Consider the following 16,879-nt stretch of genomic DNA (forward strand, 5'->3'; position numbering starts at 1 on the left):
GCCAGTCTCGGCGCGTGCATCTCACGGGCTGAGATGCCTTGTATGACGCCGGCTTACGCCTCGTCGGTCGCCGCGCGCGACGCGAGCAGTCGGCGGATCGTGTCGAGCAGGCGCGTGGCCTCGAACGGCTTGCCGATGAACGCGTCGGCCAGCGACTCCAGCAATTGCGGCGGCCGCGGCACGGCGCTGACCATGATCGCCGGCGTGCGCGCGAGTCGCGGCTGCGCGCGCACGTGGCGCAGGAAGGTAAGGCCATCCATGCGCGGCATCATCTGGTCGGTGATGATCAGGTCGCAGTCCAGCGACCGCAGCTTTTCCAGCGCCTGTACCGGGTTGGCCGCCGACACCACCGAGAAGCCCTCAAGCTCCAGCAGCAACTCGAGCGACTCGCGGATGCCCGGTTCGTCCTCGACCAGAAGGATGATGGGTGGCTGCGCCGGCGATCGCCCTGACACGCCTCAGTCCCCCGCCGGGTCCTGTCCGGCTCCGGCGGTATCCGGCGAACGGGGATCGGCCGGCCCCTCGAGCGCGACGCCTTCGGACGTGATGTGGAACGCGTGCGCGCACGGGTCGAAATCGCTCTCCCGCACCTTCAGCACGGCGAACGTGCGGCGCAGCCGCGCGCCGTCCTGCGCATACCGCAGCAGCAGGATGTTCTGCGCGATGGACGAGCGGTTGCCGGCCATGGTGAGCGCTTCGTGCCCGAAGATGTCCGGTACCTCGGATATGAAGATCGACGTGCAACCCATGTTGCGCAGCTCGTAGGTGAGCGCGGTGAGGAAGCGGCCGAGGCGCGGCGGATCCAGCGTCACCTTCTCGAACGCATCGAGCCCGTCGATCACCAGCCGCCGCACGCCCCGTTCGCGCACGCGGGCGAGCAGCGCGTGGCCGAGTTCGTCGATGTCGTGTTCGATCGGCGGATGCCAGGCGATTTCCACGCTGCCTTCCTCCACCCGCGCGGGCAGGTCAATGCCGCGCAGCGGCGCGATGCGCAGGCATTCGTCCGGCGATTCGTAGAACGTGAACAGCAGCCCCGGCTCCTGCGGCGAGCTGGCCGCGAGGAAGTGCAGGCCGAAGGTCGTCTTGCCCGTGCCCGATGCGCCCCAGAGCAGCGTGTTGGAATTGGCCGGCAGGCCGCCGCCGAACAGCGTGTCGACCTTGGCCAGGCCGGTCGGCACGCGCGCATGCCCGGCGGGCAGGCGCGGCTGGTGGCCGAGATAGGACTCCAGGCGTGGAAACACCTCGACGCCGCCGGTGGAGATGCGCAGTCGATGACGGCCGGGAATGAAGCCGCTGCCGCGCAGCTTGTGCACCTCGACATGGCGCGACGAACGATGCGCGCCGTCCTCGCGGCCAAGCTCGATCCAGCCGTCCACCATCGTGTATTCGGGGCTGTCCGATGCGCGGCGGCTGTTGGTCAGCAGCAGCACCGTGCAGCCCATCAGCTCGGCCTGAAGCGCGAGGTCGTTGACGAACTTGCGGTACTCGCTCTCCGACAGGCCCGCATCGGCCAGCACGAAAAGCCCGTCGAGCACGACGAGGTCGGCGCGGTGGCTGCGCGCCTCGGCCGCCATCAGCTGCAGCAGCGCGCGCGCGCCTTCCTCCATCAGCACCGAGTAGCCGCTGATGTAGTGGATGGTCTCGCCGATGTCGCCGTGGTCGAAGAACCGCATCGGCGTGAGCGCGCTGGTCATCCGGCCGTGCGACTCGGACAGCAGCGTGATGTACACGGTGCGCCCGCCGCTGCGCGCGTTGGCGAAGGCCATCTGGTTCGCGAGCGTCGTCTTGCCCGCGCCCGGCGTGCCCTGGAAGATCGCCACCGAGCCACGCATGAAGCCGCCGCCCAGCACGCGGTCTAGGCCGGCGTCGCCGGTGGAGACGCGGCCGGCCTTCGCTTGGTCGTCGTGGGTGTCCATCAGTCAGGTCCGGATGACCCGATCGGGTCGGCATGGGCGCCGAGCGCGCGGCGCGTGGGAGCATACCCGTTCGGCGGCGTCCACCTTCATGCGGCTTGAACACCATCGCGGCAGGATCGCCGGATCGCGCCGGGATGCATCGCAGGCATCCGCAGGCCCAATGTCGAGACTCCGATGAACACCGCCCCTGCCTTCCGCTCGCCCACCGGCTTCGACCTTGCACCACCGGCGCCCGAGCAACGCCGCGCGCTCGAGGCCTCGCTCACGCCCGACGAGCGCCACGTGCTGCTCGAGCACGGCACCGAGTCGCCGTTCTGCGGCGTGCTGCTGGAGAACAAGGAGCCCGGCGCCTACTGCTGCAGGCTCTGCGGCCTGCCGCTGTTCCGCTCCGGCGAAAAGTTCGACTCGCGCAGTGGCTGGCCGAGCTTCACGTCGCCGGTCGACGAATCGCACCTGCAGTTCGTCGAGGACCGCAGCTACGGCATGCTGCGCACCGAGATACGCTGCGCGCGCTGCGGCAGCCACCAGGGCCACGTGTTCGACGACGGCCCGCCGCCGACGGGCCTGCGCTTCTGCATCAACTCTGTGTCGCTGCGTTTCGTGCGCGCGGACGAGGCGCTGCCCGATCCGCTCGGTCGCGGCGATCGCCTCGGCGGCTAGACCGGCCTTCGCACCGCATCGCCGGCCACGCGGCTAGCCTGCACGCTCTCGTGGATGGAGCCCGCCATGCATCGCATCAATCGCCTCTCGCCGGTACGCCTGGACATCGAGCTGCAGGGCCGCCTCGACGCCGACGCGATGCGCGCGCTGATCGAGGCGCTGCTGCGCGAATCGGAAGGCATCGAGCACGGGCGCATGCTCTGCCGCGTGCGTGACTTCGAGTTGCCCAGCCTCGGCGCGCTCGGCGTGGAGCTTTCGCACATGCCCGAGCTGTTCGCGATGATCGGCCGCTTCGACCGCGTCGCGGTGCTGGCCGACGACGCCTGGATCCAGCGCCTGGGCCAGATCGAGAACGCGGTGATCCCGGGCATCGAGATCAAGGTGTTCGCCGGCGATGCCGCCGCCGACGCGGAGGCCTGGCTCGCCCGCTGAGCGCGCCGTCAGCGCTCGAAGGCGAGCGTCACCGAGGCCGCGCTGCGTTCGGCCTTGCCATGGAACACCGCCTCGATGTTGTTGCCGTCGGGGTCGATGAGGAAGGCCGCGTAATAGCCCGGGTGATACGGGCGTTCGCCGGGCGCGCCATTGTCGCCCCCGCCGGCGGAAAGGCCTGCGTGATGGAAGGCGTCGACCATCGCGCGATCGCGCGTCTGGAACGCAAGATGATGGCGACCGGTGAGGCTGTCGGTCGACGACTGCGCCGTCGTCGACACGTACAGCTCGTCGCACCAGAAGAAGTCCTTGCCCGCGCCGCCGATCGGCACTCCGAGCGCACCGAGCACCGCTTCGTAGAAGCGCCGGCTTGCATCGAGGTCACGGACCACGAGATGGAGATGGTCGATCAACCGACCGCGATGCAGCACCTGCTGGGCCATGGCCGCGCTCCGGATCACGGGGGCACCATCGTGCGACGCGGCCGGGCAGGGCGACGTGATCAGCCGCGACGCACCAGTACCACGCCCGCGACCACCAGCAACGCACCGAGCGCGCGACCGGCGCTCACCGGTGATTGCGGCAGGCCGAGCGCGCCGTGGTGGTCGAGCCACAGCGCCATGCCGATCTGCCCGGCGATGCCGATCGTGATCAGCGAGGCCAGCCCCCAGCCGCGGCGCCGCATAGGCCGCGACCGCCACGTAGGCCGCGCCGTACACGCCGCCGATCCATGCGTACCAGGGCAGCGTGCCGAACGGCGCCAGCCCCGGCCGCGACCCGCTTGCCAGCCATGCGAGCAGCAGCGCGACGGTGCCGACCGCGAACGAGATCAGCGCCGCGAGCAGCGGCGAGCCGCCCGCGCGCGCCAGCATCACGTTGGTCGGCGCCTGCAGCGCGATCAGGCCGCCAGCGAGCAGGACGAGCAGGGCGGGCAGCAGAAACGATGGATTCATGGCGGTTCGTCGGGAGGTCGTGGAGGCCGATTGTCGCAATCATGCGACGACGGACTGCAATCGCGGCGCATCCCGGCTACGCTGCCGCCGGTCGCCGCATCGCGGCGTATCGACCACACAAACAGGGGAAATCTATGCGCTTCGCCACGTCCGCCGTCCTGGCTTGCTGCCTGCTCGCGACCGCACCGCTGGCCCATGCCGACGCTTCCGTCGAGAAGCGCCTCAGCGAGCGCGGCATCAAGTTCGAGCGCGACGACGACGGCGACTACCGCGTCGTCTACAACTACGGCGACGAAGGCCGCACGCAGCTGGCCTACGTCAGCGGCAACACCGAAACCACGCGGAGCTTCGTGGTGCGCGAAGTATTCGCGCCGGCCGGCCATGTCGATGACGACCGGATCGGGCTCGAACGCGCGCTAAAACTGCTCGCCGACAGCCGCCAGTCCAAGCTCGGCAGCTGGGAACTCGCCGGCAAGGTGCTGTACTACGTCATCAAGCTGCCCGACGACGTCAGCGCCGCGGCGCTGGAAGCCGCCCTCGATACCGCGGCGACGCAGGCCGACAACATGGAGATCGAGCTATCGGGCGATCGCGACCGCTACTGACGCATCGCGTGGCGCGCCGCCGACGGACGGCGCGCGCCGCACGGGCGGCTTCGGCCAACCTGCCCTCCCGCCACCGAGGAGCCAAGCCATGTACATCGACGGATTCGTGCTGCCGCTGCGCGAGGAGCGCCTGCAGGACTACATCGCGATGGCGGAAACCTTCGCGCGTCGCGCGCGCGAGTGCGGTGCGCTCGGCGTGGCCGAGTCGCTCGGCGACGGCCTCGAGCACGGCCACACCACCGATTTCTTCCGTGCCGTGCAGGCCGAGGACGGCGAGAACGTCGTGTTCTCGTTCGTTCTGTGGCCCGACAAGCCCACGCGCGACGCCGCGTGGGAGAAGCTCATGACCGACCCGGAGCTGCAGCCCGGCCCCGAGCCCATGCCCTTCGACGGGCGCCGCATGTTCTGGGGCGGTTTCAAGCCGTTCGTCAACACGCTCGCCGTGCAGTGACGCGTTCCGCGCGCGGACGCCGGCCGACGCGGTGCCGGCGATGATCGTGACGTGTGAGGCACGGACCTCGCATCCAATCCGTCGGGTTGTGTGGCGCGAATGAAGTGCGCCTACATACGTTAGTCTCGGCCCATCGCAATTGTCCGCGAGGCAGCATGCAGGCGCAGCCGCGTCGGCCCGGGCCCTGGCCCCGATTCCTCGTCGTACTGGCCGCGCTCGTCGCGGTCGGCGGTTGTGCCACGGTGCACGTGGCCACGTCGCCCGCCGACAAGGCCATCCTGCACAAGCGCGGCGACGTGCTCACGCGCGGCAGCCTCAGCGATGCGGCACTGGCCACGCTGCGCAGCGCGGCGATCGAGCCGGCCGACTGCCAGCGCTACGTTGCCGACTGCCTCGCGCGGCTGCGCCGAACCGAGCCACTCGGCGACGAGGCGCGGCTGGCCACACTCGCCGAGGTCGCGAGCGTGGGCGCGTTGCGCGCGGGCGGTGGCGACGAATCCGGCTACAGCGACGCCGCCATAGCGGCCTGGCTCGACGTTGCGCGCTATGCCTACGGCTACCTGTTCCTGACCGCGCGCGCGCCGCATGCGCGCGTTTTCGAGGCGCGCCAGAATCAGGTGCGCGACTACTACAACGTCGCCGTGCAGCACGTGGCGCTGGGCGTGGCCGAGAGGAATCTGGACCGGCTGGCGCAGGCGCGCGACGGCGTGGTGCAACTGCGTGCGGGCGGCTGGTCGTTGGCCTTCGATCTCACGCACTTTCCGTCCGAGAACGCCGCAGCCGTGCCGGTGCGCGTGATCCCCACCGACGGCCTACGCTTCCGCGGCCTGTACACCACGTTCCGCCGCGACGGCTTCGGCTCGGAGATGGCGGTGGAGCTCGCCGCCGACAGTATCGGCGACCCTGCCGCGGCCAAGCCGCCCGGCAGCCCGCGCCGCGTCTCGCGCGTGCGCTTCGTGCCGTTGACGGTGGTGATCGACTTTCCCGGCCGCGACCTCGCCGAGGTGCTCGCCACCGATCGCGCCACGATCTATGCGTTCGATCCCTACGAGCAGCGCGACATCGACCTGCACGGCAGCAGGCTGCCGCTCGCCGCCAACTTCTCCGCCGGCTACGGCGTGTGGCTGGCAGAGTCGCCGTTCGCGCGTCAGGCCACGCTCTCCCTGCTCGGTCGGCCCGGGGGACTGCGCGAGCCGCACGTCTACCGCATGCAGCGCTTCGATCCCGACCGCCGCATCCTGCTGATGATCCACGGCCTCGCGAGCAGCCCGGAGGCCTGGGTCAACCTCGCCAACGAGGTGATGGGCGACGAGGCGCTGCGCGACGGCTACCAGATCTGGCAGGTCTACTATCCGACCGGCCTGCCGCTGGCCTGGAACCACCACGAGCTGCGCGAGGTGTTGGCCGAGGCGCTGGACGAGGTCGATCCCGCCGGCACGTCGCGTGCGCGCCACGACATCGTCGTGGTCGGTCACAGCATGGGCGGGGTGCTCGCGCGGCTGCTGGTCTCCAATCCCGGCGACGAACTCTCGCAGTGGCTCGACGCGCGCCTCGCCGCGCGCGGCGGCGATGCCGCGCTCGCGCAGCGCCTGCGTCCCTTCGTCGACTTCGCGCCGATGCCCGGCATCCGCCGCGCGGTATTCATGGCTGCGCCGCATCGCGGCACGCCCGCCGCGGAGCGCGGCATCGGCTGGCTTTTTACGCGGCTGATCCGCACACCGCTGGAACTCAGGGAGCACCTGCAGTCACGCCTCGGCGACGAGGAAGGCATCGCGGCGCTCGGTGGCGAACGCGCGCGGCCCACCAGCATCGATTCGCTGCGCGACACCGATCCGTTCATGCGCGCCGCGGCCAGCGTGCCGATCGCCGCGGGCCTGCCTTACCACTCCATCATCGGCGTCGAGGACGCGGCCGCTCCGCTGCAGGTCGCCACCGACGGGCTGGTGCCCTACGCGAGTGCGCACCTCGACGGCGCGGTATCGGAGCTGGTGATCGCCGGCGACCACCACGTGCAGGAACGGCTGGAGTCGATGCTGGAGTTGCGCCGCATCCTGCGGCTGCACATGCAGGCGGAGTGACGGCCCGCCGGCACCGTCGCTCCGATATCAGGTCGGGGCGAACGGCTTGACCTGCTTCTTCTCGTTCTTCGCCGCGCGCTTTTCCTGCGGCGTTTTCGAAGGCTTCTTCTTCGTTTCCTTCTTGCGGTCCATTCCCTTGCTCATGACGCACTCCGGTTCCGCAGGAGGGCTGCGGTCGCCGGCAGCATGGCACGTCGGCGGTGAGCGCGCCGCGCGGGAGGCCCGCGTTTCCCGGCGCACTACGGCCGGTTAGCATGACCCGCCGCCGCGGACGCGACGGCCGCCGCATGCGGCGATCACGAACGCCAAGGAAACCAACGGGATGAAGGGATACTGGAAGGCGGCCTGCGCCGCGATCGTACTGGTCGGCACGATGGGCGCCGCGGACGCCAAGTCCAAGCTCGGCAGGACCGACGTCGCGATGTACCAGGGCAAGCCGCCGCCGCAGGCCGCGAGCGCGTTGCTGGACATCGCCAGGACGCAGACCGAGGACGGCAGCTGGGAAACGATCGCGATCGGCCGCATCTACTACCTCGGCGGCCGCAAGGCCGACGGCGAGGCGATCTTCAAGACGCTGCTCGACAGCACCGAGAAGACCAGCGACGTGTTCCGCATCGCGCGCGTCTACATCGAGGCCGGCGAATGGGCGAAGGCACGCCCGTTGCTCGACCGCATGCTCACCATGAAGGAAACCGACGCCGGCGACGTCATGCGCGCCGCGCGCACCTATGCCGAACACAAGGAATGGGCGCGCGCCAAGCCGCTGTTCGAGAAGTTCCTGGCGATGAACGACTACGACGAGAAGGAGCTCGCGGAGATCGGCGCCTGGTACATGCTCAACGGCGACCGCGCCACCGCCGAGGCCTATTTCGACCGCTCGGTGAAGAAGGACCCGACCAGCGTCTGGGCGACCACGCGCATGGCCGGCGCGTACCTGGGCGTCGCACCGAAGGACTGATCGAGCCGATCCTGCGAGAACGCCGGCTTCGCGCCGGCGTTCCCGTTTGCGGGAATCGCGACGTCAGTCCGCTCTCGGCGTCACGCCCTTGAACGGCTCGACCGGCGCCGGGCGCCCGCTGGAATCCAGCGCGATCATCGTGAAGTGCCCGCGCGTGCACAGGTGCCGCGTGGCGGCCTGCGGGTCTTCGGTATTGAGCTCGACCTCCACGCGCATCGAGCGGCGGCCCGCGTCGACCACGCGCGCCACCAGCTCGACCAGCTGTCCCTGCCGCACCGGCAGGTGGAAATCGACCTGCTCCGAGCGCGCGGTCACCACGGTGGTGCGCTTGGCGTAGCGCGTGGCCGCGACGAATGCGGTCTTGCCCATCCACGCCAGCGCCTGGCCGCCGAACAGCGTCCCCGGGTGGTTGCTGTGGTCGGGAAACACGATCTCCCACAGCCGCGCCTCGCGCGGCGTTTCAGGCGTCGACATGGCGCGCCCTCCGTGCGCGGGCGAGGCGGCGCGCGCCGGCCGGTGCTGCTCGATGGGGGCGATGGAGCACTGCATGTCCAGTGATCCAGGACGGCGGCGGAAGCGCGGCGAGGCCGCGGGCCCCACTGTCGCAGCCCGTGCACGGACGTTTCGTTCACGCGCCGCGCCAGCCGCAGTGCCGCATGACCGGTCGCGCGTCCACCGCGGGCACGAAGCCGCTAGAGCTTAGGCCCGGTCGCGCCGTCCAGGATCATGCGCACGCGGCGTAACAGGTCGGTCATCGAATAGGGCTTCTTCAGCAGCTCGAATTCCGAAGGCGCATCGCGCTGCAGGCCGGCGAGGTCGCGATCGAAGCCGCTGGTCAGCAGCACCTGCATCGACGGATGCTTGCGCCGCATCTCCTGCGCGAGCATGTAGCCGTTCACGCCGCCGGGCATCACCACGTCGGTGAACAGCAGTTGCGGGTAGTCGTGCGGATGCATCGCCTCCATGCGCGCCAGTGCGTCCGCGCCGGTGTAGGCGATCTCGGTGGAATATCCCGCGCTCTGCAGGATCTCCGCGGCCAGGTCGGCGATCTCGGGGCGGTCGTCCACGACCAGCACGCGCTCGTTGCCGCCCCGCGCCTCGCCCGTTCCGACCCGCAGCGTCTGCGCGCCGGGCGTGTCGCCGATGGCGGGGAAGTACAGGCGTACCGTGGTGCCGCGCCCGGGCTCGGATTCGATTGCCGCCGCGCCGCCGCTCTGCTTGGCGAAGCCGTACACGCTCGACAGGCCCATGCCGGTGCCCTTGCCCACGTCCTTGGTGGTGAAGAAGGGCTCCATCACGCGGTTGATCAGCTCGGGCGGGATGCCCGCGCCGGTATCGCTGATTTCGATGGTGGCGTACGCGCCCGGCGGCAGGCTCACCTTGGCGTGTCGGTCGGCGCCGCTGATGTCCACGCGCGCGGTGCGCACGTGGATCTCGCCGCCTTCGGGCATCGCGTCGCGCGCGTTGACGAACAGGTTCAGCAGCGCCATCTCGAACTGCGTGTTGTCGAGCTGGCAGTTCGGCAGGTCCGGATCGAGCTCGTACGCCACGTGCACGCGATCGCCGAGCGTGCGACCGACGAGGTCCTGCATCGCCTTCGCCGAGGCGTTGAGGTTGACCACGCGTCCGCGCAGCGTCTGCTTGCGCGAGAACGCGAGCAGGTGCTGCGTCAGCGTGCTGGCCTTGTCGACCGCCGCGCGCACGGCCGACAGGCCCTGCTCGACGTCGCCCGGCTGCAGCAGGCCCATCTTCGCCTTCATGCCGAGGAAGTCGACGCGGCCGGCCATCACCTGCAGCAGGTTGTTGAAGTCGTGCGAGATGCCGCCGGTGAGCTGGCCCAGCGCCTCCATCTTCTGTGCCTGCGCGAGCGCTTCCTCGGCATCGCGGCGACGGCTGACGTCGAGCTGCGAGGCGAAGAAGTAGACGAGCTCCCCGGCATGGTTGAACACCGGCGAGACGAACAGCGCGTTCCAGAAGCTCGAGCCGTCCTTGCGGTAGTTGAGGATCTCCAGCGAGATCTCGGTGCGCGTTTCCACCGCGTCGCGGATCGCCGCCACGGTGTCGCGATCGGTATCGGGGCCCTGCAGGAAGCGGCAGTTGCGGCCGAGGATCTCGTCGAGCTCATAGCCGCTCATCGCCACGAAGGCGCGATTGGCGAACACGATCGGGTTGTCCGGCTGGCGCGGATCGGTGACCAGCATCGGCATGCGGGTCAGTTCGATCGCGGCGAAGAAGATGTCGTCCTTGTGGTCGCGCAACTCGTTGGCCGCGCCCTGCTGGACAGTCGGGCGCGGGCCCGGCAGACGGGGTTTTTCGTTCGACACGGGGGCTCCGGCGGCGTCTGTTCCAATCCCGCCCAGGTGCGCCGCAGTGGTCGGGTAGGCCGGGCGAGGATAACGGGCCTGCGAGCCACGAACGTCAAGAAGCGGCCGTAGCGTTCGCGGCCGGTTGCGGGGGATGACGCTCGCGTGACGTCGGCCGTTTCGGAGTTCGCGAAGCTGAACAGGCGTTGCGTCGCTTCACCGGCAACCCACCGGCGCCCGGCAGGCTGGTCGCGAGTCCATCTCCGAAGGTCGCCATGTCAATTCGCATCAAGCTGCTCGCCACGCTGCTTGCCCTCGCACCTGCGCTCCAGGCGGCGGAGCCTGTGCGCGCGGTCGAGCGCGTCGATCTCCGCCGCTACGCCGGTACCTGGTACGAGCAGGCACACCTGCCGCTGTTCTTCCAGCGCGACTGCGCGCGCGACACTACCGCCACGTACACGCTGCGCGACGACGGTCGGATCGACGTGCTCAACCGCTGCACGAAGGCCGACGGCACCACCAAGCAGGCCAACGGCGTCGCACGCCGCGTCGGCGACAGCACGTCGAAGCTCGAGGTGCGCTTCGCGCCCGCGGCGTTCTCGTTCCTGCCCTTCGTCTGGGGCGACTACTGGATCATCGACCTCGACGAGGACTACCGCTGGGCGCTGGTCGGCACGCCGTCGCGCGACAACCTGTGGATCCTCTCGCGCGACCGCGTGCTCGATCCCACGGTGCGCACGGGCCTGGTGGAGCGTGCGCGCGCGATGGGCTATCCGGTGGAGAAGCTGATCGACACGCCGCAGGGCTGAGCGCGGCCTGCGCGACGCCTCCCGCCATCAGTGCGGGAAGAGCCGGACGGATGCCCGGCTCTTCCCGATGGGACACGCGGATCAGAAGCTCGCGCGCAGGCCGAGGCTGTAGGTGTCCTCGCGATCGCCGAGTTCGACCGTACCCGTCACGCCCCAGCGCTCGCCGATCTTCACCAGCGCGCCGAGTTCGCCGGCATAGCGCGTGCTGTCGTAGCCCTGGTCGGTGTAGTGCGCCTTCGCCCAGCCTTCCACGCGTTCGCCGAAGGCCGCCTGCGCGCCGACGCTTGCGCGCCAGGTGTCGTCGGCGAAGCCCTCGTAGTCGCTGCGAAGCCAGCTGCCTTCGCCGAGCAGCTCCACGCGCGGCGCGATGCGGTACGCATAGCCCACGCCCAGCTGCGCGCTGGAACGGTCGAACGCCGCAGAACCGTCGGTCTCGCCCTGCCGGTAGGCACCGAAGCCGTACAGCCCGCTGTCGCCGAACGCGGCCGAGCCGCGCAGATACATGCCATCGAATTTCCGATCGCCGCCGAAAGCCGACGGCACGTCCTCGGTCAGGCGCGACACGCCGGCCTCGACGTAGTCATGGGACAGCTCCGCGGCCGACGCCGCGCAGGGGATCGCCGCCGTCATCAGGACGGCCAGGACACGCACACTCTTCATGAGATTCCTTCGTGCTCGAACCCGCGATGCGGGGCGGCCCGCCATGGGCCGCGCAAGACGGACACGAAGAGGCAACGGCCGGTTCCGGGCGCTTCCCCGCCTGTTCAGTGGGCAGCAGGCGTGGGCTGTTCGGCCTCGACCCCCAGCAGCGCCTCGGCGATGCGCGTCAGCGCCGCGCCATCGATGCGGCTGTTGTTGAGCAGCACCACGCTGCGCCCGTCGTCCGCGCGCACGATCAGCGACTTGTACGGGCCGTTGGAGTTGTTGTTCCAGCTCAGCCGATGCTCGCGGCCATCGATGCGACGCGTGCGCACGCGGCCGCCGTAGGCGTAGTCCTGCTCCGGCACGTTGACGCGCCACAGCGCCTCGCGCGACGAGGGCGACAGCAGGTCGCCGTCGTAGACACCGTCGAGCAGTCGCAGCAGGTCGTCCGCGGTGCCGTAGAGGCCGCCGACCGGGCCGAGGAACTCCGGCACCGGCGACAGCATCGCCGTCGATGCCGGCTTGGCCTGCGGATGCAGCGCGTCGTAGCCACGCGCCGCATGCGGAATGCCGTAGAAGTCGCCGACCGATACGCCGCTGTCGCGCAGGCGCAGGGGCTGCAGCACCTGCTCGCGCGCCACCTGCGCATAGGGGTGGCCGGTGACACGTTCGATCACCGCCTGCACCACCAGCCAGTTCGAATGCGAGTAGTCGAAGCGCTCGCCCGGCGCGAACGCGAGCGGCGAGCTCGCGAAGCGCCGCACCGCGGTGAGCGCGTCGATGCCGGCGAACGCGGCCATCGTGCCGTTGGCCTTCAGCGCGGCCGCGAGGTCGTTCGGCACGCCGCTGGTATGCGAGAGCAGGTGGTGCAGGGTGACGCGGTCGCCGTTGGCGTAGTCCGGCAGCCAGGTGGACACCGGCTTGTCGAGCGACAGCCTGCCCTGGTCGACCAGTCGCAGCACCACCACGGACGCCAGCCACTTGGAGAACGAGCCGGCCTGGTAGCGCGTCGCCGGCGTGGCGGCGATGCCGCGCTCGGCGTCCTCGGGGCCGTAGGCACGACGCATGCGCACGTCGTGGCCCCCGCCGACCAGGATCACGCCGTCGAAGTGTTCCTGCGCGGCGAGGCGGTCGGCCTGCGCCTCCAGCGCGTGGTCGCGGGCGGGCGCCGCGAGGGGCAGGGCGAGCAGCAGCGCACAGGCGACGGCGGCCAGGCGCATGGGGCGGAGGGACATGGGAATCCGGCGGCGTTCGGGCGGAACGCCACCCTAGCCGATGCGCGACTCAGCCGCCGCGCACCCGCAGCGTCAGCCCGCGCAGGAAGTAGCGCAGCAGCTGGTCGCCGCAGAGGCGGAAGTTCTTGTGGCCCGGCTGGCGGAACAGCGCGGACAGCTCGGGCTTGGAGATCGGATGCCCCGCGGCCTCGAAGATCGCGTGCATGTCGGTGTCCTTCAGCTCGAAGGCCACGCGCAGCTTCTTCAGCACGGCGTTGTTGTTGACGCGCTTCTCGGGCGCACGCGGCGCGGCGTCCTCGCGCGGGCCGCGGCAGTGGATCACCAGCCCGTCGAGGAACAGCCCCAGCAGGCGGTCGCTGAGCGCGACGAAGCCGGGCTCGTCCTCCTTGCGCAGGAAGGCCTGCACCTCGTCGCGCTCGAGCACCACCGTGGGGTCGGCCATCTGCACGAGGGTCGCGACGTGCGCGTCGGAGAGGTCGAGCAGGTAGCGCACGCTGCGCAGGACGTCGTTGTTGATCATGGAGCCGGGCCTGCGTGGAGGGGCGTGCAGGATAAAGACGCGGGCTGCATTCGCCCAGCGAAGCCGCCGTCCTGTCCTGCCGTGCTCCGATCCGCGACGCACCGACGCCAACTGCGGCGCGGGGCCCGCTAGGCTGGCGGTGCTGCGTTCCCGCGGCGATGGAGCCCCATGGACAGCACCGACACCCAGCACGACAGCCTCCCGGTCATCCACGACGACGCGCAGCTCGACGCCTACCTGGCCGCCTGCGCCGCCGCCCGCCCGGAGGCGGCACTGGACGGGCTGCGGATGACACGCGACGCCTGGCTTGCCCGCAGCGACGATCAGGGCGAGGCGGCCTGGGCGCACGCGCGGCGGCTCGGCCTGGCGCTGGTCGACCTGGCGCAGGTCACGCGCGATCCGTCGCTGGACACGCTGTTCCCCGAAGCGGTGCGCCGCCGGCTGCGCATGACGCCGCTGCGCGCCGCGCACGGCTGGGTCGCGGTCGCCATCGATGCCGAGACCGACGACGCGATGGTGTCCTCGCTCGGCTTCGTCAGCAGCCGGCCGGTGGTCGCGCTGGTCGCGACCGGGCAGGCGCGCCGCGGCAGGTCCAATGCGCGCGCCGACCGCGAGGAGGACGGCCGCATCGCCACGCAGCTCGGCCTGGTGCCGGGCCAGCGTGCGGCGAATGACGCCGCGCGCGAGGAGGCGCTGGCGAACGAGTCGACGATGATCCGCGCCATGCGCGCGCTGATGGCGTCGGCGGTTGACCAGCGCGCCTCGGACGTGCATATCCGGCCCGGCGCGGCGGGCGTCGAGGTGCTGTTCCGCATCGACGGCAACATGGTCCACCAGCGCGAGGTCATCCCCGAGCTGGCGGCGATGGTGGTCAACCGCATCAAGGTGTTCGCCGGTCTCGACATCGCCGAGCGCCGCCGCCCGCAGGACGGCCGCGGCACGTTCCGGCCCGAGGGTCGCCGCCCGGTCGACCTGCGCGTGTCGACGGTGCCCACGGTGCACGGCGAGAGCGTGGTGATCCGCCTGCTCGATACCGAGGAAAGCCTCAGGACGCTCGACGAGATCCAGCTCACGCCCGCCGATCGTGCCGAGCTCGACGCACAGATCTCGCGTCCGCACGGGCTGTTCCTCGCCACCGGGCCCACGGGTTCGGGCAAGTCCACCACGCTCTACGCGGCCCTGCAGGCGCTGCGCACGCAGCCGATCAACATCCTCACCGTCGAGGATCCGGTCGAGTACACGCTGGCCGGCATCCGCCAGATGGAGGTCTGCGAGGAGATCGGCGTCACCTTCGCCAGCGCGCTGCGCAGCTTCCTGCGCCACGACCCCGACGTGATCATGGTCGGCGAGATCCGCGACCGCGAGACCGCCCGCATGGCCGTGGAGAGCGCGCTCACCGGCCATCTGGTGCTGAGCACGCTGCACACCAATACCGCGGCGAGCACGCTCACGCGCCTGCTCGAGCTCGGCGTCGAGGCCTACCTGTTGCGCGCTGCGCTCACCGGCGTGATCGCCCAGCGCCTGGTGCGGCTGACCTGCGAACACTGCCGCGTGCCCGAAGACCCCGCGCCCCCCGTGCGCGCCGCACTCGGCGTCGGCCCGGACGAGCGCTTCAGCATCGGCCGCGGCTGCCCGCGCTGCCACGGCACCGGCGTGTTCCGCCGTCGCGCCGTCTACGAGCTGATGCCGGTGACGCCCGCGCTGCGGGCGCTCATCGCACCCGGCGTCGAGGCCGACCGCCTGCATGCCGCCGCACTGGCCGGCGGCATGGTGCCGATCACCGCGGCCGCCCTGCAGCTGGCGCGGGAGGGCCACATCTCGCTGACCGAGGCCTACCGTGTCCGCGCCGACTGAGCGACCAGTCGTCCCGCCGGGGCAGGCCGTCATACTGCGCGCATGAAGACGCCCGCCCTGATCGCCGCCATCGCCCTCGCCACCGCCGCCTGCAGCGCCGTCCCGACCGACGCCGCGCGCACGCAGGGCCTGACCCTCGCCTCCTGGAACACCGAGCACCTCGCCGAGCGCAACGGCACCGGCTGCCGCCCGCGCACCGACGCCGACTACGCCGCGATGCGCGCGCACGTCGCGCGCCTCGGCGCCGACGTCGTCGCCTTCCAGGAAGTCGAATCGAAGGCCGCCGCCGAACGCTTGTTCGACCCCGCCGAATGGACCGTGCTGATCGAGGACCGCCCGGGCGATGCGCGCACCGCCGACTGCGGCGGCCGCGCGCAGGGCCAGAAGATCCGCGCGCAGCGCACCGGCTTCGCCATCCGCAAGGGCCTCGCCTTCGAGCGCCAGCCCGACGTCACCGCGCTGCAGCTGGGCGATGCCGACCTGCGCTCGGGCGTCGACGTGATCGTGCGCCCGCGCGGCACGCAGCCGCTGCGCCTGCTGTCGGTGCACATGAAGTCCGGCTGCAGCGCGGGCGACAGCAACGCCGCGTGTGCGGTGTTCTTCAGGCAGGTGCCGGTGCTGGAGCAGTGGATCGACGCGCGTGCGAACGAGGGCATGCGCTTCGCGGTGCTGGGCGACTTCAACCGCCGCCTCGCGTTGCCGGGCGACGCCGCCTGGGCCGACTGGGACGACGCCGACCCGGCCAACGCCGACCTCGCGCGCGCCGGCGGCGACCGCAAGGCGACCTGCAATCCGCGCTATCCCGACTTCATCGACCACATCGTGCTCGACCGCCGGGCCAGCGCCGGCCTCGAGAGCTTCAGCGAGCTCACCTACGCCGAGGGCGCCGATCACCTGAGCGACCACTGCCCGATCTCGGCGCGCCTGCGCTGAACCACCGCACCGGGCGCCGGCGATGTGCCGCGCCCGGGCCGCGCATCGCTACACGATCGATACCCGCAATGCGTCACGCGGATGCATCCGTGCGCATGCGCGAATGCCGGCGCGTCGCTGACGCGAGTGTTGCCGCGCAAGTGACGTAGGCGCGCGCATCGACACCGCTTGCGCAGCACGTCCGATACAGCGAATTCATGCGAATCGACGTGCATTCGCTGCACCGTGCATGACGCGCCCGCCTACGGCCGCTCGATCGAAAACGCGCGAAATGCTAGAATTACTGCAGATTTCGCAGCGCCTCCGGCGTATTCGCGTACAGCGCGAACCCGAAGAAGACGTTCCGCCGCATCGTCGTGCACGGCATGACGCGGCGCGAGCAGCGTGGCATGCAGGCCGATCGCCAGATCCTTCGCGCCTGTGCCCTTCCGGTGATTCGCACCGCCCACGGCGGTCATGCCCACACTTCCGCACGGCCTCCGGGTCGTTTCCGGCCGACCGCACCGGCGGTTCGCGCCGCTTCGTCGCATCCA

General features: G+C 70.6%; 18 protein-coding genes and 1 pseudogene. 9 read left to right on the plus strand and 10 right to left on the minus strand.

What is annotated here, in order from left to right; all coding sequences use genetic code 11:
• Positions 1-53: 53 nt before the first annotated feature.
• Entirely contained in the window at positions 54-455 is a 402-nt protein-coding gene (locus tag IE066_RS10375; RefSeq protein ID WP_189449537.1) for a response regulator, read from the minus strand.
• 3 nt (positions 456-458) lie between these two features.
• The gene (locus tag IE066_RS10380; RefSeq protein WP_189449539.1) at positions 459-1,916 is read right to left on the minus strand and encodes an RAD55 family ATPase; all 1,458 of its coding nucleotides are present in this window, start codon (positions 1,914-1,916) and stop codon (positions 459-461) included.
• A gap of 174 nt (positions 1,917-2,090) precedes the next feature.
• Between IE066_RS10380 and msrB the strand changes: the two genes are divergently transcribed.
• Together msrB and IE066_RS10390 are read left to right on the plus strand one after the other, a co-directional pair.
• Positions 2,091-2,576, plus strand: coding sequence for a peptide-methionine (R)-S-oxide reductase MsrB (msrB, locus tag IE066_RS10385; protein ID WP_189449541.1), 486 nt, complete (start codon positions 2,091-2,093; stop codon positions 2,574-2,576).
• Positions 2,577-2,642: 66 nt separating this feature from the next.
• Positions 2,643-3,008: a SpoIIAA family protein gene (locus IE066_RS10390; RefSeq protein ID WP_189449543.1), complete on the plus strand. Its 366-nt coding sequence runs from the start codon at positions 2,643-2,645 to the stop codon at positions 3,006-3,008.
• 8 nt (positions 3,009-3,016) lie between these two features.
• Here the strand turns inward: IE066_RS10390 and IE066_RS10395 are convergent, their stop codons facing one another.
• Together IE066_RS10395 and IE066_RS14885 are read right to left on the minus strand one after the other, a co-directional pair.
• Complete coding sequence (locus tag IE066_RS10395) at positions 3,017-3,448, minus strand: VOC family protein (RefSeq protein WP_189449546.1); 432 nt, start codon at positions 3,446-3,448, stop codon at positions 3,017-3,019.
• Positions 3,449-3,673: 225 nt separating this feature from the next.
• Positions 3,674-3,958, minus strand: a pseudogene (locus tag IE066_RS14885) (DMT family transporter); the annotation flags it as partial.
• A gap of 134 nt (positions 3,959-4,092) precedes the next feature.
• Between IE066_RS14885 and IE066_RS10405 the strand changes: the two are divergent.
• From IE066_RS10405 to IE066_RS10420, 4 genes are all read left to right on the plus strand, one after another.
• Positions 4,093-4,563: a hypothetical protein gene (locus IE066_RS10405; protein ID WP_189449548.1), complete on the plus strand. Its 471-nt coding sequence runs from the start codon at positions 4,093-4,095 to the stop codon at positions 4,561-4,563.
• An 88-nt stretch (positions 4,564-4,651) separates the two neighbouring features.
• Positions 4,652-5,014 (plus strand): DUF1428 domain-containing protein, encoded by a 363-nt coding sequence (locus IE066_RS10410; RefSeq protein WP_189449550.1) that lies wholly within the window; start codon positions 4,652-4,654, stop codon positions 5,012-5,014.
• 155 nt (positions 5,015-5,169) lie between these two features.
• A complete protein-coding gene (locus IE066_RS10415; RefSeq protein ID WP_189449552.1) occupies positions 5,170-7,092 on the plus strand; it encodes a lipase family protein in 1,923 nt (640 codons plus the stop codon).
• Between the two features lie 322 nt (positions 7,093-7,414).
• A complete protein-coding gene (locus tag IE066_RS10420; protein ID WP_189449554.1) occupies positions 7,415-8,050 on the plus strand; it encodes a tetratricopeptide repeat protein in 636 nt (211 codons plus the stop codon).
• 63 nt (positions 8,051-8,113) lie between these two features.
• Here the strand turns inward: IE066_RS10420 and IE066_RS10425 are convergent, their stop codons facing one another.
• Entirely contained in the window at positions 8,114-8,524 is a 411-nt protein-coding gene (locus tag IE066_RS10425) for an acyl-CoA thioesterase (RefSeq protein ID WP_189449555.1), read from the minus strand.
• 218 nt (positions 8,525-8,742) lie between these two features.
• Positions 8,743-10,374 carry a histidine kinase famiy protein gene (locus IE066_RS10430; RefSeq protein WP_189449557.1) on the minus strand — a complete coding sequence of 544 codons (1,632 nt, stop codon included), beginning with the start codon at positions 10,372-10,374 and terminating at the stop codon, positions 8,743-8,745.
• 254 nt (positions 10,375-10,628) lie between these two features.
• On the opposite strand from IE066_RS10430, the gene IE066_RS10435 reads away from it, so the two are divergent.
• A complete protein-coding gene (locus tag IE066_RS10435) occupies positions 10,629-11,162 on the plus strand; it encodes a lipocalin family protein (protein ID WP_189449559.1) in 534 nt (177 codons plus the stop codon).
• A gap of 81 nt (positions 11,163-11,243) precedes the next feature.
• Here the strand turns inward: IE066_RS10435 and IE066_RS10440 are convergent, their stop codons facing one another.
• The 3 genes from IE066_RS10440 to IE066_RS10450 all read right to left on the minus strand — a co-directional run bounded on the left by IE066_RS10440 (position 11,244) and on the right by IE066_RS10450 (position 13,559).
• Complete coding sequence (locus tag IE066_RS10440; RefSeq protein ID WP_189449561.1) at positions 11,244-11,822, minus strand: hypothetical protein; 579 nt, start codon at positions 11,820-11,822, stop codon at positions 11,244-11,246.
• A gap of 104 nt (positions 11,823-11,926) precedes the next feature.
• Positions 11,927-13,039 carry a serine hydrolase domain-containing protein gene (locus IE066_RS10445; protein WP_189449563.1) on the minus strand — a complete coding sequence of 371 codons (1,113 nt, stop codon included), beginning with the start codon at positions 13,037-13,039 and terminating at the stop codon, positions 11,927-11,929.
• A 49-nt stretch (positions 13,040-13,088) separates the two neighbouring features.
• A complete protein-coding gene (locus IE066_RS10450; protein WP_189449565.1) occupies positions 13,089-13,559 on the minus strand; it encodes a YehS family protein in 471 nt (156 codons plus the stop codon).
• Positions 13,560-13,727: 168 nt separating this feature from the next.
• On the opposite strand from IE066_RS10450, the gene IE066_RS10455 reads away from it, so the two are divergent.
• Both IE066_RS10455 and IE066_RS10460 read left to right on the plus strand, forming a co-directional pair.
• Positions 13,728-15,413: a GspE/PulE family protein gene (locus IE066_RS10455; protein ID WP_189449567.1), complete on the plus strand. Its 1,686-nt coding sequence runs from the start codon at positions 13,728-13,730 to the stop codon at positions 15,411-15,413.
• 42 nt (positions 15,414-15,455) lie between these two features.
• A complete protein-coding gene (locus tag IE066_RS10460) occupies positions 15,456-16,346 on the plus strand; it encodes an endonuclease/exonuclease/phosphatase family protein (protein ID WP_189449569.1) in 891 nt (296 codons plus the stop codon).
• 242 nt (positions 16,347-16,588) lie between these two features.
• Here IE066_RS10460 and IE066_RS10465 read toward each other — a convergent pair whose 3' ends face one another.
• Positions 16,589-16,804: a hypothetical protein gene (locus IE066_RS10465; protein ID WP_189449571.1), complete on the minus strand. Its 216-nt coding sequence runs from the start codon at positions 16,802-16,804 to the stop codon at positions 16,589-16,591.
• Positions 16,805-16,879: the final 75 nt, after the last annotated feature.

The organism is Cognatilysobacter xinjiangensis, from assembly GCF_014651995.1.
GTDB classification, from domain to species: domain Bacteria; phylum Pseudomonadota; class Gammaproteobacteria; order Xanthomonadales; family Xanthomonadaceae; genus Cognatilysobacter; species Cognatilysobacter xinjiangensis.